We start from the raw sequence: 26,110 nt of genomic DNA, 5'->3' as shown, positions 1-26,110 counted from the left end.
TGGATCAGTGAGCGGAGCACGTCGGCTGCGATGAGTGACGTACGGCCCGGACGGCTGAAGGTCTACCTCGGGGCGGCTCCGGGGGTCGGCAAGACCTACCGGATGCTCGACGAGGGGCGTCGTCGCGCCTCGCGCGGGGCGGATGTGGTGGTGGGGTTCGCGGAATGCCACGGGCGTCCGCACACGCAGGCGATGCTCGACGGTCTGGAGACCGTCGCCCGGGCGTCCTGCGCCTATCGCGGCGGTCGGTTCGAGGAGATGGACCTGAGCGCGGTACTCGCCAGGCGCCCGCAGGTCGCGATCGTCGACGAGTTCGCCCACAGCAACGTCCCCGGCGACGGCCGCAACGCGAAGCGCTGGCAGGACATCGAGGCGCTGCTCGACGCCGGCATCGATGTGATCACCGCGCTGAACATCCAGCACCTGGAATCCCTCAACGACGTCGTCGAGAAGATCACCGGGGTGCCGCAGCACGAGACGGTGCCCGACGAGCTCGTACGGCGTGCCTGGCAGATCGAGCTGGTGGACATGCCCCCCGAGGGGCTGCGCCGGCGTATGGCACACGGCAACATCCACGCGCCGGAGAAGGTCGACGCGGCGCTCGCCAACTACTTCCGGCCGGGCAATCTGACGGCGCTCAGGCAGCTGGCGCTGCTGTGGACCGCCGACCGGGTCGACGAGGCGCTGCAGGAGTACCGATCGCAGCACGGCATCGGCCGGGTGTGGGAGACGCGGGAGCGGGTGGCCGTCGCGCTGACGGGTGGGCCGGAGGGCGACACACTGATCCGGCGCGCCGCCCGGATCGCCGACAGGTCGGCGGGCGGCGACCTGCTCGCCGTACACGTGACCCGCAGCGACGGGCTCGCGGCCGGGGTCTCGCACGCCTCGCTCGCCCGGCAGCGCAGGCTCGTGGAGGACCTCGGCGGCAGCTATCACTCGGTGGTCGGCGACGACGTGGCGGGCACCCTGGTGGAGTTCGCCCGCGCCGAGAACGCCACGCAGCTCGTGCTCGGCACCAGTCGCCGCGGCCGGCTGGCACGGTTCCTGACCGGGCCGGGCACCGGGGAGACGGTCACCGAGCTGTCCGGTGACATCGACGTCCACCGGGTCACCCACGAGCAGGCCGGACGCGGCACCCTGCTGCCGTCGAGGCGGCGCACACTGTCCACGGCGCGGCTGATCGCCGGTCCGGTGGCCGGGCTGGTGCTCCCGGTGCTGCTGACGGTCGTCCTCGCCCAGCTGCGCGGCACGCTGAACCTGACCAGCGAGGCCCTGCTGTTCCTGCTCGCCGTGGTGGGCGTGGCCTGCATAGGCGGGGTCGTCTCGGCGGTGATCGCGTCGGTGACGGCGTCGCTGCTGCTGAACTACTGGTTCGTCCCACCGATCGGCCGGTTCACCCTGGACGACCCCAACGCGCTGTTGGCCCTGGGGGTGTTCGCGGTCGTGGCGGCCACCGTGGCCGCGGTCGTGGACCGGTCCCTGCGCCTTTCGCGGCGCTCCGCGCGGGCGACCGCCGAAGCGGAGACCATGTCGTCCCTGGCCGGCAGCATCGTGCGCGGTGAGGCGACCATTCCGGCCCTGCTGGAGCGGACGCGCGAGACCTTCGGCATGGAGTCGGCGGACCTGCTGGACGAGCCGCCCGACGAGGCGGGCGTGACGGCCGTTCCCGCCGGTCCCGGCGCCTGCCTCGCGCTACGGGGCCGCACCCTCTCGTCGTCCGAACGACGGGTGCTGGCCGCGTTCGCCGCACACGTCGGATCGGCGGTGGAGCGGGCCCGGCTCGCGGAGGCCGCAGCCGAGGTGGAGCCGGTGAAGGCCGCCGACCGGCTGCGGACGGCCCTGCTGCGGGCCGTCGGCCACGACCTGCGCACCCCGCTGGCAGCGGGCTGGGCGGCGGTCACCTCGCTGCGCAGCCGGGACGTCGAGTTCTCCGCCGAGGACCGCGACGAACTCCTCGCCACCGCCGACGAGTCCATGGCCAAGCTGAACCGCCTGGTGGAGAATCTCCTCGACCTCAGCCGGCTGGAGGCGGGCGCGCTCACCCTGAACCTGCGGGCCGCCTCTCTGGAGGAGGTGCTGCCGGTGGCGTTGGCGGACGTCCCCGACGTGGAGGTCGCCGACCTCGAGGAGATCCCCGCGGTGCTGGCCGATCCGCCGCTGCTGGAACGGGTCATCGCCAATCTGGTCGGCAACGCCGCCCGGCACACACCGCCGGGAAGGAAGGTACTGGTCACGGCAAGTGCCCTGGCGGGCCGGGTGGAGCTGAGGGTCGTGGACCGCGGGCCCGGCCTGCCCACCGACGGCCGGGACCGGCTCTTCGAGCCCTTCCAGCGGCTCGGCGACACCGACAACACCACCGGCCTGGGCCTCGGGCTGGCCCTCGCCCGGGGCCTGACCGAGGCCATGAACGGCACCCTCAGCCCCGAGGACACTCCCGGCGGCGGCCTGACCATGGTCGTCTCGCTTCCGTTCGCCGGGGAGGCCGGGCGACCCGTGGGTGCCGAAGCGACCGAGCTGTACATGGGAGGCGCGTGATGAGCACTGTGACCGGCACCTGGAAGCGGCACCTCACGGGAGGGCACCGTGCCACGCCCCGGACCTGGGTGCTGCGGGACCGGCTGGCCCTGCCGGCGGGCCTGGCCGCCCCGTTCCTGGCGGCCCTTGCACTCGTCCCGCTCCGGACGGACTTCTCGCACACGAACTCCGCGCTCCTCCTCGTCGTGGTGGTCGTCGCGGTGGCCGCCCTGGGCAGCCGTACGGCGGGGGTGGTCGCGGCCCTGTCGGCGACGGCCTGGTTCGACTTCTTGCTCACCCGGCCGTACGAGACGTTCGACATCACCGCCACCGCGGACGTCGAGACGGCGGTCCTGCTGCTGGTCGTGGGCGTGATCGTGTCCCAACTCGCTGCACATGCAAGGCGGTTGGAGGTCATCACGGTCACGGACGCGGCTCACCTGGCCCGCGTCCACCGGACGGCGGACCTCGCGCAGTCGGCCAACTCCGCGAACACCGTGGTCGATCACGTCCGCCGGGAACTCACCGACCTGCTCGGTCTGCGCGCCTGCCGCTTCGAGTACGGCACCCTCCTGGGGCAGCCACCGCGCCTGGAGAAGGACGGCGGCGTGACGGTCGGACGGCGCTCGTGGGACGTGGACGCCGCGGGCTGGCCGGAGGGCGAGATCGAGCTGCGCGCCTACGGCAACGGTCACTACCTCGGTCGCTTCATGCTCACTCCAGGGCCGGTCCCGACACCCCCGCTCCAGGCGCGGCTGGTGGCGGTGACGCTGGCCGACCAGACGGGGTCGGCGCTGGATACGGCGGGACCGGCCGGTAAGGGCTGACCCTCACTCCAGACCGGAAGCCCTGAACACGGCACGTGCGGTCTCCCGGTCCACGCGCAGGGCGAGGTGCCGCAAGGCCGTCGCACCGCACAGCAGCGAGCCGTCGGCGGCTGCCTTCCGCGCGCCCTCGTCCAGGCGGGACCACAGCTGCGGATTGCGTACCAGCACCTCGGGGTCGATCTCGACGCGGCCGCCCAGAGCGTCCCGCAGCAGAAGCCGTTGGGAGACGCCGTCCAGACAGCGGACCGTCACCAGCAGATCCGTCCGCACCCGGCGCTCGCGCACGAGCCCGCGCGAGGCCAGCCAGTTGCCGCCCGCGGACACCCGGGCGGGACACAGGAGGACGAAGAGCAGCCCGGTGAGAGCGAACCACAGGAGGGCACGCCACGGAGTGATCCGGCCCGAGCCCCAGTCGATCAGCAGCAGGAGGGCGAGCAGTACGCCGGCACAGCGGACGGCGGCCCACAGCTCCCGCTTCCAGTCGCGGTCGCCCACCGTCTCGTCAGCTCCCCCGGGTCCTCCGCGCACGTCGTCACGGCGTCCCATGGCGCCGACGGTAGTGAGCCGGGGATCCCGATCGGCACGTCTTGATGCGGTCCTGACGCATCCCCGACGGATCTCCACGCCTCGGTGGCACCCGGCGGTCGAACGGACCATACGCGCGTCAAGGTCTCGTCAAGGTCGGCCGGTTGGGCGCGAAGATGCCGCAAGGAGCAGTCGGACCCGGCCGGAATCGGACCGAACCTGGGTGCAGCCGCGCACCCTTCAGTCTCGTGCGCGGGCGAAAGAAGAAGGAGCACGTGCCCATGTCCGTCCTGACCACCGAGCCGGATGCCGTCCCCGCCGGCGAGGAGCCGCCTGATACCGGTGAACGCCACCGGCTGACCGCCGTCACGGGCCTGGCCGCGCTGTCGCTGGACGCGATGGCGTCGGTGGCGTACGGACCCGAGGCGATCGTGCTGGTACTGGCCGCCGCGGGTGCGCACGGCCTGGGCTTCACCCTGCCGGTCACGCTGGCCATCGCCGCGCTGCTGGCGGTGCTGGTCGCCTCGTACCGGCAGGTGATCGCGGCCTTCCCGGACGGTGGCGGCTCCTACGCCGTGGCGAAGACCCACCTGGGTGCGCGGACGAGTCTGGTGGCGGCGGCCTCGCTGGTCCTGGACTACGTCCTCAACGTCGCCGTCGCCGTCACGGCCGGTGTGGCCGCCCTGACCTCCGCCTTCCCGGCCCTCTACGACGACCGGCTGTGGCTGTGCCTGTCGGTGCTCGCCCTGGTCACGGGCGTCAACCTGCGGGGGATCGTGGAGTCCGCCAAAGCGTTCATCGTGCCCACGGCCGTCTTCGTCGGTTCGATCTTCGTGCTCGTTGCCGTCGGTCTGTTCCGGTCCGCGCCGGTGAGTACGGCGACGGCGGCGGGCCACGCCTCCGTGCTCGCCGACAACGCCACCAGCGTGGGTGCGCTGCTTCTGCTGAAAGCTTTCGCCTCGGGCTGTGCCGCGCTCACCGGCGTGGAGGCCATCGCCAACGCCGTGCCCTCCTTCCGCGTCCCACGCGTCAAACGCGCCCAGCGCGCGGAGGTCGCCCTGGGCGCCGTCCTCGGCCTGATGCTGATCGGCCTGTCGGTACTGATCGGCCGGTTCCACCTCCAGCCGGTCGAGGGCGTCACCGTCCTTGCCCAGCTGGCGGACGCCTCACTCGGCCACAACTGGGCTTTCTACGTCATCCAGTTCGCGACGATGATCCTCCTGGCGCTGTCTGCGAACACCTCGTTCGGCGGGCTGCCGGTGCTGCTCAAGCTGCTGGCCCGGGACAACTACGCACCCCATGTGTTCGCCCTGAAGGCCGACCGTCAGGTGCACCGCCACGGAGTCCTCGCACTCGCCGTCGTCTCGGCCGCGCTGCTGGTCTTCTCCGGCGGAGACACCAACACCCTCGTGCCGATGTTCGCCATCGGGGTCTTCGTCGGCTTCACCATCGCCCAGGTGGGCATGGTCCGGCACTGGCGCGTCGAGCGCGGACCGGGGTGGCGCGGCAAGGCGCTGCTCAACGGCTTCGGCGCGCTGCTCACCGGTGTCGCGACCGTCGTCGTCACGGTGAGCAAGTTCGAGGAGGGCGCCTGGCTGATCGCCCTCGCCCTGCCGCTGCTCGTGATCGCCTTCGAGACCGTGCACCGCGCGTACGGCCGGATCGGCGAGCGGCTCGGCCTCGGACGGATCCCGGAGACCCCGCACCGCGAGCGTTCCCTGGTGATCGTCCCCGTCTCCTCCCTGTCCAGGCTGACCTCGCAGGCCCTGACCGCGGCCGCCTCCCTCGGCGACGAGGTCCGCGCGGTGACCGTGTGCTACCCCGACGCGGAGGACCGGGCCCAGTTGCACGCCCTGGAGCGCTCCTGGGCCGAGTGGGACCCGGGAGTGCCGCTGGTCAGACTCACCTGTCAGCGGCGCAGCCTGGGCCGCCCGATCGCCGGGTACGTCCGCGAGGTGGCCGCCGCCGAGCCCGGCACCCAGGTCACCGTGCTGATCCCGGAGGCCGAGCCGGAGCGGCTGTGGCAGCGGCTGCTGCAGAACCAGCGGGGCGCGGTCGTCGCGCATGCCGTACGACGGGAAACGGACGCGGTGATCTGCCGGCTGCGATTCCGGCTGCTGTGAACCGGATCACCGCCGGTCACGGCCACCTGCTCACTGGTGGAGGGCGGCGCCGTAAGAGTCCCGTCAAAGCCGTGGGGGCTGCCGTAAGGGACCCGTCAACGGGTGGCCGGATCCGGTCACGAAGGCTGTTTCCTCTAAACGTCCGTATCAACCGAACCTCACTCCAGGAGTTCGCGATGGCCGATCTGGCCTTCGTCGTCACCGTGCTCGCGGGTTTCGCGCTGGTGGCCCTCGTCGCCAAGGGGGTGACGAAGCTGTGACCGCCGAGAACATCGTCGGCCTCGTCGTGGCCGTCGCCCTGCTGGGTTATCTCGTCCTCGCCCTGATCTTCCCGGAGAGGTTCTGAGCCACGACATGGGTCCCGTACTCGCAGGCGTCCTTCAACTGGTCGCTCTCATAGGCGCGTTGGCGCTGGCCTATATCCCCCTCGGCAACTACATGGCCAAGGTCTACTCCTCCGACAAGCACTGGCGGGTCGAGAAGTGGACGTACAAGGCCATCGGCGCCAACCCCGACGCCGAGATGACCTGGCCCGCGTACCTGCGCGGCGTCCTCGCCTTCTCCGCGGTCAGTGTCCTCTTCCTCTACCTGCTCCAGCGGATCCAGGGCGTTCTGCCCGGCTCGCTCGGCTTCGACTCGGTGAATCCGGCGCAGTCGTTCAACACGGCCGTGTCCTTCGTGACCAACACGAACTGGCAGTCGTACTACGGCGAGCAGACCATGGGTCACATCGTGCAGACCGCCGGTCTGGCCGTGCAGAACTTCCTGTCGGCGGCCGTGGGCATCGCCGTCGCCGTGGCGCTGGTGCGCGGGTTCGCGCGCTCGCGCACCGGTGAGCTGGGCAACTTCTGGGCCGACCTGGTGCGCGGCACCCTGCGCATCCTGGTGCCGGGCGCGGCGATCGCCGCCATCGTGCTGGTGGCGTGCGGAGCCATCCAGAACTTCTCCGGCATCCACGAGGTCGGACAGTTCATGGGGGGCTCGCAGCAGTGGAACGGCGGGGCGGTCGCCTCGCAGGAGGCCATCAAGGAGCTGGGCACCAACGGCGGCGGCTACTTCAACGCCAACAGCGCCCACCCCTTCGAGAACCCGACGCCGTTCACCAACCTCTTCGAGATCTTCCTGCTCCTGGTGATCCCGTTCTCGCTGACCCGCACCTTCGGCGTGATGGTCGGTTCGGTGAAGCAGGGTTACGCGATCCTCGCCACGATGTTCACCATCTGGCTGGGTTTCGTGGCCCTGATGATGTGGACCGAGTTCGCCCACCACGGTGCGGCCCTCCAAGCCGCGGGTGGGGCGTACGAAGGCAAGGAGGTCCGCTTCGGTGTCGGCTCCTCGTCGATCTTCGCGGTGTCGACCACTCTTACCTCGACGGGTGCGGTGGACTCCTTCCACTCGTCCTTCACCGGGCTGGGCGGCGGGGTCGCCATGCTCGGCATGATGCTCGGCGAGATCGCGCCCGGCGGTACCGGCTCCGGTCTCTACGGCATGCTGATCATGGCGGTCATCGCGGTGTTCATCGCCGGTCTGATGGTGGGTCGTACACCCGAGTACCTGGGCAAGAAGATCGGCTCCCGCGAGATCAAGCTGGCCGCCTGCTACATCCTGATCACCCCGGCACTGGTGCTGGTCTTCACCGCCGCCTCGATGGCGCTGCCGACCCCGCCGAACTCGATGCTCAACTCCGGGGCGCACGGCTTCTCCGAAGTCCTGTACGCGTTCACGTCGGCGTCGAACAACAACGGCTCCGCCTTCGCCGGACTGAACGCGAACACCGACTGGTACAACACCATGACCGGACTCGCGATGCTGCTGGGCCGCTTCCTGCCCATGATCTTCGTCCTGGCGCTGGCCGGCTCGCTCGCCGAGCAGAAGCCCGTCCCGGTGACCGCGGGCACCCTGCGCACCGAGAAGCCGCTGTTCACCGGCCTGCTGGTGGGCGCGATCCTGATCATCACCGGTCTGACCTACTTCCCGGCCCTCGCGCTGGGCCCGCTGGCCGAGGGGCTGGCGTCATGACCACCCGTACAGAGAAGTCAGAGGACTCCATGTCCACAGCCACTCCGACCCGGGCGCCGCACAGCGACGTACCCACCGGGCACAAGGCTCCCGAGGGCCGCGTCGGTGCGGGCCTCTTCGATCCCAAGCAGCTGCTGAAGTCGCTGCCGGACGCCTTCCGCAAGCTCGACCCGCGAGTCATGGTCAAGTCGCCCGTGATGTTCGTGGTGTGGATCGGCTCCGTGCTGACCACCGTCTTCTCCTTCAAGGACCCGGGGGACTGGTTCGGCTGGGCGATCAGCGTCTGGCTGTGGCTGACCGTCGTCTTCGCCAACCTCGCGGAGGCCGTGGCCGAGGGCCGGGGCAAGGCGCAGGCCGACACGCTGCGCAAGGCCAAGACCGACACGGTGGCCCGCCGGCTGGTGGGCGACCGCGAGGAGCAGGTGCCCGGCACCGAGCTGAAGATCGGCGACCTGGTCGTCTGCGAGGCCGGCGACATCATCCCGGGCGACGGTGACGTCGTCGAGGGCGTCGCCTCGGTCGACGAGTCGGCGATCACCGGTGAGTCGGCGCCCGTCATCCGCGAGTCCGGCGGGGACCGCAGCGCCGTCACCGGCGGTACGAAGGTGCTCTCCGACCGGATCGTCATCAAGATCACGACGAAGCCCGGCGAGACCTTCATCGACCGGATGATCAGCCTCGTCGAGGGCGCCGCGCGGCAGAAGACGCCGAACGAGATCGCGCTCAACATCCTGCTGGCCTCGCTGACGATCGTCTTCCTGCTCGCGGTGGCCACGCTGCCGCCTTTCGCGGACTACGCCGGCACGCATCTGACGATGGTCGTGCTGGTCGCGCTGCTGGTCTGCCTGATCCCGACCACGATCGGCGCGCTGCTCTCCGCGATCGGCATCGCGGGCATGGACCGGCTGGTGCAGCGCAACGTACTCGCCATGTCCGGCAGGGCAGTCGAGGCCGCCGGTGATGTGTCGACCCTGCTGCTGGACAAGACCGGCACCATCACCCTCGGCAACCGCCAGGCCGCCGAGTTCGTGCCGGTGAACGGCACCACCGAGGCCGAACTCGCCGACGCGGCCCAGCTGTCGTCGCTGGCCGACGAGACGCCCGAGGGCCGTTCCATCGTCGTACTGGCGAAGGAGAAGTACGGGCTGCGCGAGCGCAGCCAGGGAGAACTCGCCGGCGCCGAGTGGATCGCCTTCACCGCGCAGACCCGGATGTCGGGTGTGGACGCCGACGGACGCAGGATCCGCAAGGGTGCGGCCGGATCGGTCATCACCTGGGTCCAGGAGCAGGGCGGCGCGGTCGCCGAGGACGCTGACACGCTGTCCAACCGGATCTCCGAGGCCGGCGGCACCCCGCTGCTCGTGGCCGTGGAGGACGAGGGCGGTGCCCGCATCCTGGGTGTGATCCATCTGAAGGACGTCGTCAAGGAAGGCATGCGGGAGCGGTTCGACGAGCTGCGCCGCATGGGCATCAAGACCGTCATGATCACGGGCGACAACCCGCTGACGGCCAAGGCGATCGCCGAGGAGGCGGGCGTCGACGACTTCCTCGCGGAGGCCACTCCCGAGGACAAGATGGCGCTCATCAAGAGGGAGCAGGCGGGCGGCAAGCTGGTCGCGATGACCGGTGACGGCACGAACGACGCGCCGGCGCTCGCGCAGGCCGACGTCGGCGTGGCGATGAACACCGGTACGTCGGCCGCCAAGGAGGCCGGCAACATGGTCGACCTCGACTCCAACCCGACCAAGCTCATCGAGATCGTCGAGATCGGCAAGCAACTCCTCATCACCCGGGGCGCGTTGACCACGTTCTCCATCGCCAACGACGTCGCGAAGTACTTCGCGATCATCCCGGCGCTGTTCGCGGCCGTCTACCCGGGCCTGGACAAGCTCAACATCATGAGCCTGTCCTCGCCGGACTCCGCGATCCTGTCCGCCGTCATCTTCAACGCGCTCATCATCATCGCGCTGGTGCCGCTCTCCCTGAAGGGCGTGCAGTACCGGCCGGTGAGCGCGGACAAGATGCTGCGGCGCAACCTGACGATCTACGGCATCGGCGGGCTGATCGCGCCCTTCATCGGCATCAAGCTCATCGACCTGCTCATCTCCCTCATCCCCGGAATCGGCTGAGCCATGAACAACTCCGTATCCAGCACGGTCCGGTTGCTCGGGGCGGGCCTGCGTGCCCTCCTCGTGCTGACCCTGGTGACCGGCGTCATCTACCCACTGGTCGTCACCGGTGTGGCCCAGGCGCTGTTCAACAACAAGGCGAACGGCTCCGAGATCAAGTACGAGGGCAAGGCCGTCGGCTCCTCGCTGATCGGCCAACAGGGCTACGGCCTCGACTACTTCCAGTCCCGTCCGGCGAACGGCCTCGGCACCAACTCGGTCAACACCCAGTACAAGCTGATCCTTTCGGGCGCGACCAACCTCTCCGCCGACAACAAGAAGCTCGTCGCGGCGGTCGAGGAGGCGAAGGCAAAGGTCGTCAAGGACAACTCCGTGCCCGGCTACACGGTCAAGGCGTCCCAGGTCCCGGCCGACGCGGTCACCTCCTCCGGCTCCGGGCTGGACCCGGACATCTCCCCGGCGTACGCGCGGCTCCAGGTGCACCGGGTCGCCGAACGCAACCACCTCACGGTCGCCTCGGTCGAGAAGCTGGTCAAGGACCACACCGACGGCCGCACGCTCGGCTTCATCGGCGAGCCGCGCGTCAACGTCCTGGAACTCAACATCGCGCTCAAGGACCTCGTGGCCAAGAGCTGATGGGATTACGTGACACGAGCGGGAGTTGGCGGCCGGGCGGCGTCCCGTTGCCGTCAACTCCCGTAGCCATGACGCAGGTTGCCTCGCGTCCGGCGCCTCCCGGTCCGACGTACGACAGGAAGGGCACGCATCCATGACCCGGGTGCTCGTGGTGGAGGACGACCCGCAGCTGGTGCGGGCCCTCGTGATCAACCTTCAGGCCCGGCGGTACGGAGTGGACGCCGCGCCCGACGGGGCCACCGCGCTGCGGCTCGCGGCGGCCCGTCAGCCGGACGTGGTCATGCTCGACCTCGGGCTGCCCGACATGGACGGCGTCGACGTGATCAGGGCGCTGCGCGGCTGGACCCGCGTGCCGGTCCTGGTTCTGTCGGCCCGGCAGGCGTCCGACGAGAAGGTCGCGGCACTGGACGCCGGCGCCGACGACTACATCACCAAGCCCTTCAGCATGGACGAGCTGCTCGCCCGGCTGCGGGCGGCGGTCCGCCGTACCGAGGACACACCGCTCGTCCCCGAGACCACCTTGGTCGAGACGGACGACTTCAGCATCGACCTGCTCGCGAAGAAGGTCGTACGGTCGGGTCGCGACGTACGTCTGACCCCGACCGAGTGGCACCTGCTGGAGATCCTCGTGGTCAACCCCGGCCGGCTGATCACGCAGAAACACCTCCTCCAGGAGGTGTGGGGTGTCTCGCAGAGCAACAAGACCAACTACCTGCGGGTCTACATGGCCCAGCTGCGCCGGAAACTGGAGACGGACCCCTCCCACCCCCGCTATCTGATCACCGAGCCCGGCATGGGCTACCGCTTCGAGGGATGACATGGCACGCGGCAGGCTCCGGATCTACCTCGGCGCGGCACCCGGCGTCGGCAAGACGTACGCGATGCTGTCCGAGGCACACCGCCGTATCGAGCGGGGCACCGACTGCGTGGTCGCCTTCGTGGAACACCACCGCCGGCCGCGCACGGAGGTGATGCTGCACGGCCTGGAGGAGATCCCGCGCCAGGAGCTCGAGTACCGGGACACGGTCTTCACGGAGATGGACGTCGACGCGGTGCTGGCGCGCCGCCCGCAGGTGGCGCTGGTCGACGAGCTGGCCCACACGAACGTCCCCGGCTCCCGGAACACCAAGCGCTGGCAGGACGTGGAGGAGCTGCTGGCCGCCGGCATCGACGTCGTGTCGACCGTCAACATCCAGCACCTGGAGTCGCTCGGCGACGTCGTCGAGTCGATCACCGGCGTACGGCAGCGGGAGACGGTGCCGGACGAGGTCGTACGACGGGCCGACCAGATCGAGCTCGTCGACATGTCCCGGAGGCCCTGCGCCGCCGTATGGCCCATGGCAACATCTACAAGCCGGACAAGGTCGACGCGGCCCTGTCCAACTACTTCCGGCCCGGAAACCTCACCGCCCTGCGGGAGTTGGCGCTGCTGTGGGTCGCCGACCGGGTCGACGAGTACCTGAACGAGTACCGCAGCGAACACCGCGTCTCGACGATCTGGGGTTCACGGGAGCGGATCGTGGTCGGGCTCACCGGCGGCCCGGAGGGACGCACGCTCATCCGGCGCGCCGTACGCCTGGCGGAGAAGGGTGCCGGCGGCGAGGTCCTGGCGGTCTACATCTCCAGCAGCGACGGGCTGACCTCCGCCTCCCCGAAGGAACTCGCCGTGCAGCGCACGCTGGTCGAGGATCTCGGCGGCACCTTCCACCACGTCGTCGGCGACGACATATCCGCGGCCCTGCTCGACTTCTCCCGTGGCGTGAACGCCACCCAGATCGTCCTCGGCGTCTCCCGCCGCCGGAGTTGGCAGTACGCCTTCGGTCCCGGCGTCGGTGCCACGGTCGCCCGCGAGTCCGGACCCGACCTCGACGTCCACCTCATCACCCACGACGAGGCCGGAAAGGGCCGCGGACTGCCGGTCGCGCGCGGAGCCCGCCTCGGGCGCTCCCGGGTGATCTGGGGCTGGCTCGTCGGCGTACTCGGCCCGGTCCTCCTCACCTGGCTGCTCACCAGCGTCACGCCGGACGTCGGCCTCGCCAACGACATGCTGCTGTTCCTCACCCTGACGGTGGCGGCGGCCCTGGTGGGCGGCCTGTTCCCCGCGCTGGCCTCCGCGGTCGTGGGTTCGCTGCTGCTCAACTGGTACTTCACCCCGCCCGTCCACACCCTCACCATCGCCGATCCCGAGAACATCGTCGCCATCGCGATCTTCGTCGGGGTCGCCGTGTCCGTGGCATCGGTGGTGGACCTGGCGGCCCGGCGCACCCACCAGGCGGCCCGGCTGCGCGCCGAGTCGGAGATCCTCTCCTTCCTCGCCGGGAACATCCTGCGCGGCGAGACCACGCTGGAGGCCCTGCTGGAGCGGGTCCGCGAGACCTTCGGCATGGATTCGGTGGCCCTGCTGGAACGGACCGACGAGACGACACCGTGGACCTGCGCCGGCAGCGTGGGCCCGCAGCCCGCCGGGATTCCCGAGGACGCCGACGTCGACGTACCGGTCGGCGACCACATGGCCCTCTCCCTGCGCGGCCGGGTGCTGCCGGCCTCCGATCGCCGGGTGCTGGCCGCGTTCGCCGCCCAGGCCGCAGTCGTCCTCGACCGCCAGCGCCTTCAGCGCGAAGCCGACCGGGCCAAGGAACTGGCCGAGGGCAACCGCATCCGCACCGCGCTGCTGGCCGCCGTAAGCCATGATCTGCGCACTCCGCTCGCCGGTATCAAGGCAGCCGTGTCGTCGCTGCGTTCCGACGACGTCGAGTGGTCCGAGGAGGACCGGGCGGAGCTGCTGGAGGCCATCGAGGAGGGCGCCGACCGGCTCGACCACCTCGTCGGGAACCTCCTCGACATGTCCCGCCTGCAGACCGGCACCGTCACCCCGATCATCCGGGAGACCGACCTCGACGAGGTGGTGCCCATGGCGCTCGGCGGGGTCCCCGAGGACAGCGTCGAGCTGGACATCCCCGAGACACTGCCCATGGTGTACGTCGACCGGGGGCTGTTGGAGCGGGCCGTCGCCAACGTCGTCGAGAACGCCGTCAAGTACAGCGCGCCGGGGGAGCGGGTCCTGGTCTCCGCGAGCGCCCTCGCCGACCGGGTCGAGCTCCGGGTCGTCGACCGGGGACCCGGGGTCCCGGACACGGCCAAGCGACAGATCTTCGAACCCTTCCAGCGGTACGGCGACTCGCCCCGCGGTGCCGGAGTCGGACTCGGCCTCGCGGTCGCGCGCGGCTTCGCCGAGGCCATCGGCGGCACCCTGGACGCCGAGGACACACCCGGTGGCGGGCTCACCATGGTGCTGGCGGTACCGACTGCGCCGGAGCGCGAGCACCCGGAGCAGCCGGACCTGCCGGCCCCTGTTTCGGGTCGCGGTTGAACTTCGCCGTGGACGAGGAGCAGCCGAGCACCGCCAGCCCCAGGCACCAGCCGACGGCCAGCCACCCGTTGTGGCCGATCTCCGTGCCGAGCAGCAGGCCGCGCAGGGTCTCGATGGCCGGGGTGAAGGGCTGGTACTCGGCGATCGGCCGGAACCAGCCCGGCACGCGTCCACCGGCACGAAGGCGTTGGACAGCAGCGGCAGCACCATCAGCGGCAGAGCGTTGTTGCCGGCCGCCTCGGGGTTCGGACGGGACAGGCCCATTCCGACCGTGACGCAGGTGAGCGCCCGAACGAGATCCGGGTGGCGGCCACGGCATCGCCCACCGTCCCGGTGAGGGGGCCCTCGACCTGACCGCGTCGGCCACAGGGTCCGTATGGAACTGGCGGTTGCCTGCGCTGCGGCCGGACTCCCGGTCCCCCGCCTGATCAACGAGCCGGGCAGGGCGATCGTGGGCCCCGCCGGCATCGGGCTGTATCGCGTCCTGTCCGTGAAGCACACGGGCGCCCACCCGGAACAGTCCAGCGGCCCCTGCCCGCCTTTCCGGCGGCTGGCGCCACCACCTGTCCATGACCTCCGGCTACAACCTGGCCTGCCGCCCGCCGATGGTCGCCGTACGCGACGGCATCGCCCGCCTCCTCGTCCGCCGCGAGTCCCTGTAGGGCATCCGAAGCCGCGACGTGGGCCTGGACGTGGGCCCGGGTCGTCTGTCCCGTGCTAGCGTGGGACGTTTGCTGGTCGCTGTGCCGGTGCCCTGTTCGGGGTTCCTGGCCGGTGGCCGCGTCCCCGCCGCGCCTTCCTCGGTACGGTCCCTTCGGAGGAAGGCTCTCTGTGAGCGAATCAGCACGTGCTGAGGCCCGGCAGCAGGATCAGGTGTCCGAGGCGTCGGGCAACACGGCGGCATTGCCGCCGGTGGCGTCCTTCGCGGAGCTGGGGCTGCCGGCCGAGATTCTGCGGGTGCTGGACGAGCACGGCGTGACCGTGCCCTTCCCGGTTCAGGCGGCGGCGCTGCCGAACGTGCTCGCCGGACGGGACGTCCTGGGCCGGGGCCGCACGGGATCCGGCAAGACGCTTGCCTTCGGCCTGGGGATGCTTGCCCGGACGGCCGGGCGGCGCGCGCAGCCCAAGGAGCCGCTGGCGCTCGTTCTGGTGCCGACCAGGGAGCTGGCACAGCAGGTCGGCGAGGCGCTCACGCCGTACGCCGAGGCACTGCGGCTGCGACTCGCGACCGTGGTGGGCGGAGTGTCCATCGGACGGCAGGCCGCCGCGCTGCGGGACGGCGCCGAGATCGTCGTCGCCACCCCCGGCCGACTGCACGACCTCATCGGGCGCAAGGGCTGCCGCCTTGGGCGGGTGCGCATCACGGTCCTGGACGAGGCCGACCAGATGTGCGACATGGGCTTCCTGCCGCAGGTCACCGAGATCCTGGACCAGGTGCGCCCCGACGGGCAGCGGATGCTGTTCTCCGCCACCCTCGACCGGGACGTCGACCAGCTGGTGCGGGACTACCTGCGGGACCCCGCCGTGCACTCCGTGGACCCCTCGTCCAGCGCGGTCTCCACGATCGACCACCACGTCTTCGTCGTGCACGGCCCGGACCGGTACGCCGTGACCACGGAGATCGCCGCCCGGGACGGCCGCGTCCTGCTATTCCTGGACACCAAGCACGGTGTCGACCTGCTCACGCGGCACCTGCGGGCCAGCGGCGTGGCCGCTGCCGCCCTGCACAGCGGGAAGGCCCAGCCGCAGCGCACGCGGACCCTGGCCCAGTTCAAGAACGGCCAGGTCACCGCATTGGTGGCGACGAACGTCGCCGCACGCGGCCTGCACATCGACGACCTCGACCTCGTCGTGAACGTCGACCCGGCCACCGACCCGAAGGACTATCTGCACCGCGCGGGCCGCACGGCACGGGCCGGCCGCTCCGGCACCGTCGTGACCCTCGTCCTGTCGGGACAGCGCCGTGAGACGAGTCAGGTCATGGCGGACGCCGACGTCGCCCCCAAGGTCACCAAGGTGCGGTCCGGTGAGGCGGAGCTGAGCCGCATCACCGGCGCCAAGGCTCCCTCCGGAGTGCCGCTCGACGGCGGGCCGACCCAACCGCGACCCAAGAACCACAACGCTCCGTTCCGCGGCCTGGGCAGTACCAAGGACGCGACGAGCGGTTCCGGCGGCAGGTCGTCCCGCAAGAGCAGCGATGCCCGCAAGCTCGCGGAGGCCCGCAAGGCGGCCCGGGTGCGGCGCGGCGGCTGAGACCGGCTTCCCGCACTGCCCCCGCTCACGGCCGCTGACCCTGGGCTTCGGCATCACCGGCGATTCGTCGGCTCCGGGCTCCTGCCACGATCCGGCGGCTGCCCTCCAGGACCCGCCGAGCGCGCTCCTCCGGCGAGACGCCGGCCTGTTCGAGGCGGCGCAATGGAACCTCCGCGCTGACGGTCACACCCTGCGGTACAAGCGACAGGATCTCCTCCAGGGGAAACTCTCCGTCTCCGGGGACGGCACGGTCGTTGTTGGCCTCGTCGAGGTAGGCCGAACAGCTTTCGGACGCGAGAAGGCCGTCGCTCAACTGGCAGTATCCGATGAGTTGTTGGTCGATCCCGCGTAGGTCGGCCGGTCCCTCTCCGGCTCGTACGAGGTGGAGGGTGTCGAGGAGGACCCTGAGGTTCGGCTGGTCGAGTTCCTCGAGGAGCGCGACCGCCGCCGCCAGCGACGGCACGTGGGAGAGCGGGGTGAATTCGAGCAGTACGTCGACCTGGGAGGCCCGGGCGACGCGGCAGAACTCTCCCAGCAGATCGATGATCGGGCCCGGATCGCGCGGTGCGTCCAAGTCGGGCTCGTAGGCGCAGGTGTTGGCCACCGGGGCACCCATGTCCGAGAGGACGTCGAGCTGCCGCCTGAGGTCGTCCAGCCCCACCCTGGGGCGAGGAGGAATCCGTCCCCCATGGCGATCGGGATGCCGAGCGCGTCAAGCCGCCCCACGGCGTCGCGCAGGCCCCGCCGGTCGAGGGCGCCCGAGTGCCTGACGCTCAGACAGACAGACGGACGTGGCACCGCCCGCGGCGGCGGCGGAGACGAACACGGGGAGCGGTTCCTGGCGAAGGGACAAATGCTCGAGGCCGACTTCCACATGGAGCGGCTCGCTCCTATAAAGGGTACTCATTGCAGCCTTTCCTGTCAGGCGCCGAGCATCTGAAGCCCGCCGTTCACCGCGATCAGCTGACCCGTCATGAATCGGGCCCCGGGACTCGCCAGGAACACCATCACGGGGCCGAGATCCGCCTCCGGGTCGCCGAGTTCGCCCCGGAGAGGCATGGCCGTCTGAAGGCTCTGCTTGAACGCTGCGGCCCGCTCCTCGCCCAGGTGTTCCCACAGTCGATCGGCGCCCGTCGTCCGCACCGCCGGTGCCAGGGCGTTCACCGTGATCCCGTACCTGCCCCACGCCGAGGCCACCGATCGGGTCCAGGCGTGGACGCCGGCCTTGGCCACCGCGTAGTGCGGGGCGAGCGGGTTGCCGCGCACGCCCTCGCCGGAACCGAGGTTGATGATCTGCCCGCCGCTGTGCCGCATCCGCTCGAACGCGGCCTGGTTGGTGAGCACCGTGGACCGCAGGTTGACGTCGAGGATCATGTCGAGTTCGTCGTCGGACAGCGTCTCCGGCGTGCCCGGCCGCCAGGTTCCCGCCGCGTTGAGCAGCACATCAAGACCGCCCAGGGTCGAGGCGGCCTGCTCGAACGCCTTGTCGACAGAGTCGCGGGAGCGTGCGTCGCAGGCCAGCCAGTCGCAGCGTGCCTCGAGTTCGGCCGGTGGCGGAGTCGAGTGGAACAGGCCCACGACGCGTGCCCCGGCGGCGAGGAACGTGGACACGGCCGCTGCGCCGATTCCGCCGGCCGCTCCGGTCACCAGTACCCGCCGTCCGGCGAGCGGGCGGTCCGGCGGCGCCGCGGTCGTGGATCCTGTCGCTTCGGTCACGCGCACTCCTCCGTCAAGGCGTCGGTAGCCCGGACCCGCTCCGAGGACGGGCCCCGCGCGCCTTCCTGAACTCGCCACACTGTAACCGCGAGAGACGTGAATTGAGTATCCTTAGTTATGGAATCAGTCCCGCCGCGCCACCAGCCGGTACGCGTTCGACAGTCCCAGCCGGTGCGAGAGGGACGGACGGCGTAGCGGTCCAGGGTGTGGGCGATGAGGAAGGCCGGGATGCCGGTCAGGAGGACGGCGGCGCGCAGGGCCCGGCGGAGGGCGCCGGGGGGTTCGGGGAGCCAGGGGAGGTCCTCACGCGGAGCGGTCGCGTCGAGGGTGAGCCATACGGCGGCCAGGAGGTCCACCGGGTCGTGCGGTTCCGCGTGCTGCTCCGCGACGACGGTGAAGCCGAGGTCGGACAGGCGGCTGCGCAGGTTCTCCACCGGGATGAAGTGCAGATGCTGCGGCTGAAGCCAGGGAAGCCACCAGCGGCCCAGTAGGCGGGCGTAGTGGCTGTCGGGGTCCGGGACCTCGATGAGAAGGTGGCCGCCGGGACGGATCGCCCGGTGCGCGGCCCGTAGCTCCAGACCGGGCTGGATGCTGTGCTCCAAGTAGTGGAACATGCTGACGACCTCGTAGTGGCCCGCGAACTCCGGTGCCATCTCGGGGAACGAGCCCCGGTAACCGCGCTCCACCCGCCCGGCCCGCTCGGCGAGTTCGGCGCCGTCGGTGAAGTCGAGGCCGTCGAAGGCGGTGTCCGGGAACACCGTCCGGGCCGCCTCGCAGAAGTGGCCGTGGCCGGTGCCGACGTCCAGCCAGTTCTTCGGCGCCTCGGTGAACGGGCGTAGCGAATCGGCGCGTTGCTCGTACATCTCCGTCCGGCCCGCGAAGGTGTTCCCGAGCTTCTTCTCGCCCAGACCGTCGTAGAAGTCCCGGTAGTAGAACTCCAGGCCGGCCTCGCTCAGCCGGGGGTTCTGGAACGTGTGCCGGCACCGGCCGCAGCGATCGAGCACGAAGGAGCCGGGCTTGTGCTGGAGCAAGTCCTTGGTGCGCAGACGGGTTTCGAGGTCCGCCGAGCCGCACCAGGGGCAGGTGGTGCGACGGTCCTCGAAGAAGCGGTCCAGGCCGTCGGCGAGGTCGGCCCGGTAGCCGGGCCTCAGCGCGGCGACCTGCGCGGCGCGGTTCGCGGTCGGCGGCGCGGGTGACTCGGGAGCCTCGCTCACTGATCCTCCTCCAGGCTTCACGTCCGTCACGGACGCGCCAGTCGTTCCAGGTGAGTTGCCGCCGCCCCGGCGCCCCCGGCCGCACGGAAGGCCGTACGGATCCGGTCGGCGGATGCGCGGTACTGCGGTTCGTCGAGTACGGCGTCCAGGGCCGAGCCCAGCTTTGCGGCGCTCACCCGGCCGAAGCGCACGCGGACACCCGCTCCGGCGTCGGTGACCTGGCCGGCGACGACCGGCTGGTCGTCACGGATGGGGGCCACCACGAGGGGGACGCCGTGCCAGAGCGCCTCGCAGACCGTGTTGTGCCCGGCATGGCAGACGACCGCGTCGACCCGTTCCAGCAGCAGGAGTTGGGGGACCGACGGCGCGACCAGCACGTCCTTGTCGTCACCCGGTTCGCCCAGCACCCGTCCGGGGTCCACGACCACCCCCTGCACCCGGTCCGCCCGCTCCCGCAGCACGGTCACGCACTCGGTGAGGAAGCGGGCGCCGACATCGGCGTTGGCGGTCCCGAGGGTGACCAGGACCTTGGCACGGGACGGGTCGAGCCAGTCCCAGGGGAAATCGACGGCGGCCGAGGGACGCGGCGCGACGGCCGGGCCGACCCAGCGGATCCGCCCGCCGGTGAACGGCGAGTCACCGGCCAACTCCCTTGTGCTGAAGGTGAGAACGAGATGCGGAGAGAAGCGGGGATCGTCCTGGAGCGCAGGGTCGCCGATACGCTCCCGGAGCCCTCTCAGCTGCCCGTCCAGCCAGAGAGCCACCTTCGGGATCCCTGCCAGTGCGTCCGTGAACTCCGCGGAGGTGGTCGCCGAAGTGGCCCACGGCAGCCCCAACCGCTCGGCCACCAGGCCCCCGGCGAGGGCCTGTTGATCCGCCACGACCGCGTCCGGGGCGAACTCCCGCACCGCCGCCCGCACTCCGGGCGCCATCTCGTCGGCGAGCGGCACCAGGAAGCGTTCCCACAGGAACTTCAGCGCCTCGGGACCGCGGATCTCGGGCGGCCGTACGCTGTCCCCGTTTCCCGGCACCGGCCCGGCGCACGGGAACACCCGGGCCGCGTCCCCCGCCAGCCTCCGCACGAGTCCGGGGTCGGCGCACGCCCATGCCATCGCGTGGCCCCGGGCGGCGAGTTCTGCCGCGACCCCGGCCGCGGGGTTGATGTGGCCGACCAGGGGCGGTACCACGAAGAGGAACCGGCTCACCGCACCCTCGCCGCCGCGGTCCCGAGGATCAGCTCCAGGATGTGGCCGCCCACCACCCCCGCCGCCTCCACCAGCACCGAGTGCTCGTGCCCCGGCACCACCACGGTCCGGCAGTCGGGCAGCAGCTCCTCCAGCCACGGTGCCAGCAGGGCGAGATCGGAGTCACCGCCGTACACCCCGAGGACAGGACAGGTCACGGCGCCGATCTGATCCTCCGTCAGTACCCGGCTGGCCGGGATGTCCTGGGCAAGGCTCGTCTCGCGTGCGAGCCGGGCCGCGCCCTTGGCGAGGCGGGCGGTGTTGTGGCTGCGGTGCACGGTGATCCAGGCGAGCGCGTCGTCCTCGTTGAACGCCAGTTGGTGCAGCACGCGGTGGAGGATGTCGCCCAGCTTCCCGGCCCAACTCGCGGTCGCGGGCTCGGACTCGATCAGCGAGACGCTCGCCGTCCGCTCCGGATGGCGGGCCGCGTAGCCGAACGCGACCGTGCCGCCGTAGGAGTTGCCGACCAGGTGCACCGGGCCGGTCACCTCCAGGTGGTCCAGCAGGTGTTCCAGGTCGTCGATGTTGTCGTCGAGGGTGTAGCCGCTCGCCGGGCGCCCGCTGCGCCCGTGGCCGCGCAGGTCGTACATCACGACGTCGAGGCCCGCGGCGGCGAACGGCGGGGCCACGGTGAAGTAGTAGCTGGCCAGGCTGTCGGTGAGCAGCCCGTGCACGAGGACCACCGTGGCGGTGGGGGTACGGCCGTCCCGGGGCCCCATGCGCTGGACGTGCAGCCGCAGCCGGCCGGTGTCGACGAACGCCATCAGCCCGCCGCTTTCAGGCTCTGCACCACGTACTCGACGAGCCTGCCGACGGTCAGTTCGATGATCTCGTCGAACTCCATCCCGGCCAGGAACTCGGCGAAGTTGACCTGCTTGCCGTACTTCTCATCCAGCAGCCCGGCCAGGGTCACCAGGTCGATGCTCTCCAGCTCCAGATCGCGGTTGAAGGTGGTCGCCATGCCGATCTCGACGTCGTCGAGGCCGTACTCGTCCTCCAGCAGCCGGGCGAGCAGGGAGGAGATGTCGGCGAGGACCGTCGCCTCGTCGGCGGGGGCGGAGCTGGGGTGGGGGGTGGTGGTCATCGGTCGTACGACTCCTCGTTCTCGTCCTGCGGACCGGGACCCGTCGTCCAGGCGACGACGTAGTCCCGGCCGGGCAGGGTGGGGGATTGGTGGTGCGCTCATGGCGCACGGTGTATGCGGGCGCTCGACGGCCGGACACCAACAGCGCGCCCTCGCCCGGGACTTCGAGCACCGTGAAGTCCCGCGGCCGTCCGCCGAACCCGGTGCCCTCCGCCTTGGCGACGGCCTCCTTGGCGGCCCAGAAGCGGGTGAACCACAGGGCTTCGGGCTCGCCGGTCTCCTCCACCAGGCCGTGCAGGAGCCGGAGTTCGGCGGGAGAGAGGGCGGTGGCGAGGGTCGCCGGGGCGCGTTCGACGACCTCTTCCAGGTCGATGCCGGGGCCGGGGCCCGGCCGGTGCGGTCGTACGATCGCCACCGCCGACTCGGCGCGGTGGGCCAGCGAGACGTCGAGCGGCGGCAGCGTCCGGCCGTGCAGGCCGGTCACGTACGGGCGGCCGGCCTCGTCGTTGCGCACGCGGATCTCCGCCGGGAAGACCGGGCCCTCGCCGTGGTCCCACAGCCGGCGCCGCACCGCGTCCTTCACGGCGATCCGGCCCAGCAGCCACTGCCGCCGCCCACGCGGGGCGTGCCCGGCGTACTGCGCACGCTCGGCGCCGCTGAGCATGTTGCGCATCGTCAGGTCGCGCGAGGCGAGGTCGGGCCACCGTTCGTGCAGCAGACTCCAGCCGCCCGGGCGGGGCTCGGAGAGCGTGTTGCGGTCCGGGAAGCGCTCGACGGGACGGGTCTTGGGGTCGTTGTCGAAGCGCCGGTCCTGCCAGCCGGTGAGCTCCGCCCACACCCGGCCGCCGACGGTCAGCCGGACGTCCGCCTCCAGGACGGTGTCCGTGAGGGAAGTGATCCGCACCAGGCACTCCACCTCGACACCGGGGCCCGGGTGGGGGCCGTGGAAGCGCATCTCCCGCATCTGGACCGGGAAGACGACCGTCCGCTCGGTACGCGTCGCCATGATCCAGTAGCCCAGGATCTGGCCGACGTTGTCGAGCAGCGCGCCCGGCGCCGACGGGGTGGTGATGACACCGCGGATGTGCTGCTCACCGATCCCGGAGAGCTCGGTGACACCCTGGAACGCCGGGCCGTGGAACATCCAGCGCTCTTCGTACAGTTGGGCGGCGGTGTGGTCGGGGATCCGCTCCTCGGCGGTGTGGGGGCGTGCCGGGGGAGCGGGCGGATAGTGGGCGGCCAGTTCCACCACGGCCCGCGCGCCGGGACCGAAGGCGACCGCCCGCCGGTCCGGGCCGTCGGGGGTCACGGTCACCGGCACGTCCACGGGCGGAGTCGCCGTAAGCCACTGGTCGAAGCGCGCTCCGTGCACGGCAACCGCCCGCATCCCGGGGGCCGTTGCCTCGGCCGCGTCCATCATGTGCCGCACGATCGTGGTCGCGGGGACGACCGGCCACCGGTCGGCCACGTCGGGCCAGTCGGCGCGCTGCGGGAAGAAGCAGTGGTCGAGGAGGTACGGCATGGTCTCGGGGGAGACGTGGACCGTGGTGCGGTGCTGGGCAGGAGCTTCGGGTACGACGGGTGCCGTGCGGCGAGGCGCGGTGAGGAGCGCGGTCGCGGTGTCGGCCGTCTCCCGCAGCAGCGCGGAGAGCTCGGCGGCGATGGGGGAGTGCGTGACGAGAGCACCGAGACGGTCAACAGCCTTTACTGGTACGGAGTTTGGTGCACGAGGAGTCCGCAGCTCCGCGCGCAGTTCCGCGAGGGCCGTGTCCTCCAGTGACACCAGCGCCCCGCCCAGGTCGAGCCGAACCGGTGGCCTTTCCCGTCGTACGGCAGACGCACGGCCAGTGGACGCGGACGGCGGCAGGTCAGGGGCGATCTCCACCCCCGTCGTCCACAACGCGGCGGCCACCCGCCGGAGTTGGGCCAGCCCCGACCGGTGCGGTGAGTTGGCCGCGACGACCAGATGGTCCCGTCCGCCCAGCGTGTCGTCGATCAGGGAACCGAGCTGACCCGTGCCCACCTGGACGAAGACGCGGTGACCGGCCGCATACAGGGCCTCGACGAGCTGTCGGAAGCGGACCGGCTCCAGCAGGTGGCGGACGAACAGCTCGCGCACCGCCGCCTCGTCCGTCGGATACGGCGCGGCCGTCGTCCCGGACCACAGGGGGACCGTCGGCGGATGCAGCCGGAAGCGGTTCGCGGCGGCCTCGATGGGGCCGAGGTAGGACTTCAGCATCGGTGTGTGGAAGCCGGACCGGAACGGCAGCACCTGACTGATCACGCCCTCGGCCCGGAAGGACCGTACAAGATCCTCGACGGCTTCGTCCGGACCGCAGACCATCGACTGACCCGGCGCGTTGTCGTGCGAGAGCACCACCCCGGCCTCGGCCCAGCCCTCCTCCAGCGCGGCGAGGACACGGTCGGCCGACGCACCGATCGCCCCGAAGGCCAGCCCGGGGACGGTGAGTTGATCGGGGTCGAAGGTCTCCATGAAAGCGTCGATCTCGGATCCGGCGTACACCCCGGCCGCCATCATCGCCGTCCACTCGCCGACGCTGTGCCCGGCGACCGCGTCCGGCCGCACGCCCATACGGCGCAGGGCCGCGTCCAGAAGCTGGCCGATGTTGACGACACCCAGACCGTGGCGGCCGATGTCGCCGACCCGCGCCTCGGCCGCCGTACGGATCGGTGGAAGACCGAAGTGGGCTGCCACGTCGTCGACCCGGGGGTCGAAGTCGCCCTCCAGACCAGGGAAGACGAAGGCCAGGCCACCGGTGAGGGGGCGGGGTGCGAACCACACGTCGCTGCGGCCCTGCCAGGCCCGTCCCTTCGCGACCGCGCGCCGGGCGAGGGCGAGCCGCTTCGGAGTCGGGTCGACGATGGCGAGCCGCGAGCCGCCCGTCTCCGCTCGGCTGTGCGCTGAGGCCAACAGGGCGCTGTCGTCGGCCGCCAGGAGGTCTGCGAGCCCTGAAGGGTTGTCGGCGGCCAGTGCCAGCACCCGTTCGGGCTCGGTGACGGTCACCGGAGCCGGTCGGCGGACCCGCTGTGCGGTGGGTGCCTCCTCCAGCACGACGTGGGCGTTGATCCCGCCGAACCCGAACGCGTTCACCGCCGCCCGCCGCACCTCCGCTCCCTCCCACGGCGCCGCCTTCTCCAGGGGGCGGAACCGGGTCGCCGCCAGTGCGGGGTGCGGGTCGTCGCAGTGCAGGGTCGGCAGGAGCATGCCGTGGTGGACGGCGAGGGCGGCCTTGACCAGGCCGGCGACTCCGGCGGCGGGCATGGTGTGGCCGATCATCGACTTCACCGAGCCGATGACCGGCCGGTCGCCAGGGGCCCGAACACCTCGGCCAGCGTGGCGAGTTCGGCCGCGTCCCCCGCCGGGGTCGCCGTACCGTGCGCCTCCAGGAGCCCGAGAGCACCCGGTGCCGCGGGGTCGAGGCCCGCTGCCCGCCAGGCCTGCCGCACCGCGTGCGCCTGCCCGGCGGAGTCGGGGTTGACCAGGCTCGCCGCCCGCCCGTCGCTCGCGACCCCGGTGCCCCGGACGACGGCGTAGATCCGGTCTCCGTCGCGCTCGGCGTCCGCGAGGCGCTTCAACACCACGACTCCCGTGCCCTCGCCGATGAGGATGCCGTCGGCACCGCGGTGGAAGGGCCGGATGCGCTGGCTCGGGGAGAGTGCGCGCAGCTGGGAGAAGACGCTCCAGAACGTGATGTCGTGGCAGTGGTGGACCCCGCCCGCGAGCATCAGGTCGCAGCGTCCGGAGTCCAGTTCGGCTATCGCGTGGTCGACCGCGACCAGCGAGGAGGCGCAGGCCGCGTCCACCGTGTAGGCGGGACCGCGCAGGTCGAGACGGTTGGCGACCCGGGAGGCGGCGAGGTTGGGGACCAGACCGATGGCCGACTCGGGGCTGTCCGGGCCGAGCCGCTCGGTGAACGCCTGCCGCACGCGGTCGAGCTGGCCGAGGCTGAGGTCGGGCAGCAACTCGCCCAGGGTGCGCACGAGTTGGCCCGCCGTACGCACGCGCTGGTCGAGCCGGACCAGGCCGGGGGTGAGATAGCCGCCCCGGCCCAGCACGACGCCGACCCGCTGGCGGTCGGGCAGCCGGTCCTCGCCGCCCGCGTCGGCGAGGGCCTGCGCGGCCACCCGCAGCGCGATGAGCTGGTCGGGCTCGGTCCCGGCCACCGAGTTCGGCATGATCCCGAACCGGGTGACCTCGACCTCGGCCAGCCCGTCCACGAACCCGCCGCGCCGGCAGTAGACCCGGTCGGCGGCGGGAGCCTCGCCGGCGGCGTCCGGACGGTAGTAGGCGTCGGTGTCCCAACGGCCCTCGGGCACCTCGGTGATGGCGTCGGTACCGTCGAGCAGGTTGCGCCAGTAGGCGTCCAGGTCGGGGGCGCCGGGCAGCAGGACCGCCATCCCCACGATCGCGGTCGCCGGTCGGGAGGCGCTCATC

16 protein-coding genes and 5 pseudogenes are annotated in these 26,110 nt (G+C 71.3%); 12 read left to right on the top strand and 9 right to left on the bottom strand.

Going from position 1 to position 26,110, the window contains the following annotated elements:
- Positions 1–30: 30 nt before the first annotated feature.
- Both ACQEWB_RS01000 and ACQEWB_RS00995 read left to right on the top strand, forming a co-directional pair.
- Positions 31–2,535: an ATP-binding protein gene (locus tag ACQEWB_RS01000; protein WP_432825968.1), complete on the top strand. Its 2,505-nt coding sequence runs from the start codon at positions 31–33 to the stop codon at positions 2,533–2,535.
- On the top strand, positions 2,535–3,341 hold the full coding sequence (locus ACQEWB_RS00995) for a DUF4118 domain-containing protein (RefSeq protein ID WP_432825966.1): 807 nt from the start codon (positions 2,535–2,537) through the stop codon (positions 3,339–3,341). Before ACQEWB_RS01000 ends, ACQEWB_RS00995 begins: the two co-directional genes overlap by 1 nt.
- Before the next feature lie 3 nt (positions 3,342–3,344).
- On the opposite strand, the gene ACQEWB_RS00990 is transcribed toward ACQEWB_RS00995, so the two are convergent.
- Entirely contained in the window at positions 3,345–3,887 is a 543-nt protein-coding gene (locus ACQEWB_RS00990; protein WP_432825964.1) for a hypothetical protein, read from the bottom strand.
- Positions 3,888–4,147: 260 nt separating this feature from the next.
- Between ACQEWB_RS00990 and ACQEWB_RS00985 the strand changes: the two genes are divergently transcribed.
- The 8 genes and pseudogenes from ACQEWB_RS00985 to ACQEWB_RS00950 all read left to right on the top strand — a co-directional run bounded on the left by ACQEWB_RS00985 (position 4,148) and on the right by ACQEWB_RS00950 (position 14,143).
- Positions 4,148–5,989 (top strand): APC family permease, encoded by a 1,842-nt coding sequence (locus ACQEWB_RS00985; RefSeq protein ID WP_432825962.1) that lies wholly within the window; start codon positions 4,148–4,150, stop codon positions 5,987–5,989.
- Between the two features lie 71 nt (positions 5,990–6,060).
- Positions 6,061–6,249, top strand: a complete 189-nt coding sequence (locus tag ACQEWB_RS00980; RefSeq protein ID WP_432825960.1) for a hypothetical protein — start codon at positions 6,061–6,063, stop codon at positions 6,247–6,249.
- Positions 6,246–6,335 (top strand): K(+)-transporting ATPase subunit F, encoded by a 90-nt coding sequence (gene kdpF / locus ACQEWB_RS00975; RefSeq protein ID WP_016434100.1) that lies wholly within the window; start codon positions 6,246–6,248, stop codon positions 6,333–6,335. Before ACQEWB_RS00980 ends, kdpF begins: the two co-directional genes overlap by 4 nt.
- An 8-nt stretch (positions 6,336–6,343) precedes the next feature.
- A complete protein-coding gene (gene kdpA, locus ACQEWB_RS00970) occupies positions 6,344–8,008 on the top strand; it encodes a potassium-transporting ATPase subunit KdpA (protein ID WP_432825957.1) in 1,665 nt (554 codons plus the stop codon).
- Complete coding sequence (kdpB, locus tag ACQEWB_RS00965; protein ID WP_432825955.1) at positions 8,005–10,137, top strand: potassium-transporting ATPase subunit KdpB; 2,133 nt, start codon at positions 8,005–8,007, stop codon at positions 10,135–10,137. The genes kdpA and kdpB overlap by 4 nt, the downstream gene beginning before the upstream one ends.
- Before the next feature lie 3 nt (positions 10,138–10,140).
- On the top strand, positions 10,141–10,773 hold the full coding sequence (locus ACQEWB_RS00960) for a potassium-transporting ATPase subunit C (protein ID WP_432825953.1): 633 nt from the start codon (positions 10,141–10,143) through the stop codon (positions 10,771–10,773).
- 133 nt (positions 10,774–10,906) lie between these two features.
- A complete protein-coding gene (locus ACQEWB_RS00955; RefSeq protein ID WP_432825951.1) occupies positions 10,907–11,590 on the top strand; it encodes a response regulator in 684 nt (227 codons plus the stop codon).
- Position 11,591: 1 nt separating this feature from the next.
- Positions 11,592–14,143: pseudogene (locus tag ACQEWB_RS00950) on the top strand (DUF4118 domain-containing protein).
- On the opposite strand, the pseudogene ACQEWB_RS00945 reads toward ACQEWB_RS00950, so the two are convergent.
- A pseudogene (locus tag ACQEWB_RS00945) lies at positions 14,055–14,431 on the bottom strand (ABC transporter permease); the annotation flags it as partial. The pseudogenes ACQEWB_RS00950 and ACQEWB_RS00945 overlap by 89 nt on opposite strands.
- Between ACQEWB_RS00945 and ACQEWB_RS00940 the strand changes: the two are divergent.
- Together ACQEWB_RS00940 and ACQEWB_RS00935 are read left to right on the top strand one after the other, a co-directional pair.
- Positions 14,431–14,805 (top strand): annotated as a pseudogene (locus ACQEWB_RS00940) (diaminopimelate decarboxylase); the annotation flags it as partial. The pseudogenes ACQEWB_RS00945 and ACQEWB_RS00940 overlap by 1 nt on opposite strands.
- Before the next feature lie 169 nt (positions 14,806–14,974).
- Positions 14,975–16,396, top strand: a complete 1,422-nt coding sequence (locus tag ACQEWB_RS00935) for a DEAD/DEAH box helicase (protein ID WP_432825949.1) — start codon at positions 14,975–14,977, stop codon at positions 16,394–16,396.
- 25 nt (positions 16,397–16,421) lie between these two features.
- Here ACQEWB_RS00935 and ACQEWB_RS00930 read toward each other — a convergent pair whose 3' ends face one another.
- The 7 genes and pseudogenes from ACQEWB_RS00930 to ACQEWB_RS00900 form a co-directional block, all read right to left on the bottom strand.
- A complete protein-coding gene (locus ACQEWB_RS00930) occupies positions 16,422–17,057 on the bottom strand; it encodes a sugar phosphate isomerase/epimerase family protein (protein WP_432825947.1) in 636 nt (211 codons plus the stop codon).
- A gap of 260 nt (positions 17,058–17,317) precedes the next feature.
- Entirely contained in the window at positions 17,318–18,112 is a 795-nt protein-coding gene (locus ACQEWB_RS00925) for an SDR family NAD(P)-dependent oxidoreductase (RefSeq protein ID WP_432825945.1), read from the bottom strand.
- 123 nt (positions 18,113–18,235) lie between these two features.
- A pseudogene (locus ACQEWB_RS00920) lies at positions 18,236–19,326 on the bottom strand (class I SAM-dependent methyltransferase).
- Between the two features lie 26 nt (positions 19,327–19,352).
- Positions 19,353–20,531, bottom strand: a complete 1,179-nt coding sequence (locus tag ACQEWB_RS00915) for a glycosyltransferase (RefSeq protein WP_432825943.1) — start codon at positions 20,529–20,531, stop codon at positions 19,353–19,355.
- Positions 20,528–21,334 (bottom strand): alpha/beta fold hydrolase, encoded by an 807-nt coding sequence (locus ACQEWB_RS00910; protein WP_432825941.1) that lies wholly within the window; start codon positions 21,332–21,334, stop codon positions 20,528–20,530. Before ACQEWB_RS00910 ends, ACQEWB_RS00915 begins: the two co-directional genes overlap by 4 nt.
- Complete coding sequence (locus tag ACQEWB_RS00905; RefSeq protein ID WP_432825939.1) at positions 21,334–21,654, bottom strand: acyl carrier protein; 321 nt, start codon at positions 21,652–21,654, stop codon at positions 21,334–21,336. Before ACQEWB_RS00905 ends, ACQEWB_RS00910 begins: the two co-directional genes overlap by 1 nt.
- Positions 21,651–26,109: pseudogene (locus ACQEWB_RS00900) on the bottom strand (type I polyketide synthase). The gene ACQEWB_RS00905 and the pseudogene ACQEWB_RS00900 overlap by 4 nt, the downstream one beginning before the upstream one ends.
- Position 26,110 lies beyond the last annotated feature (1 nt).

Origin of the sequence: Streptomyces sp. CA-249302, assembly GCF_050936785.1 — a bacterium.
GTDB lineage: Bacteria > Actinomycetota > Actinomycetes > Streptomycetales > Streptomycetaceae > Streptomyces.
Note: the sequence above shows the minus strand (reverse complement) of the source record. Positions and strands in the feature narration are given on the sequence as shown.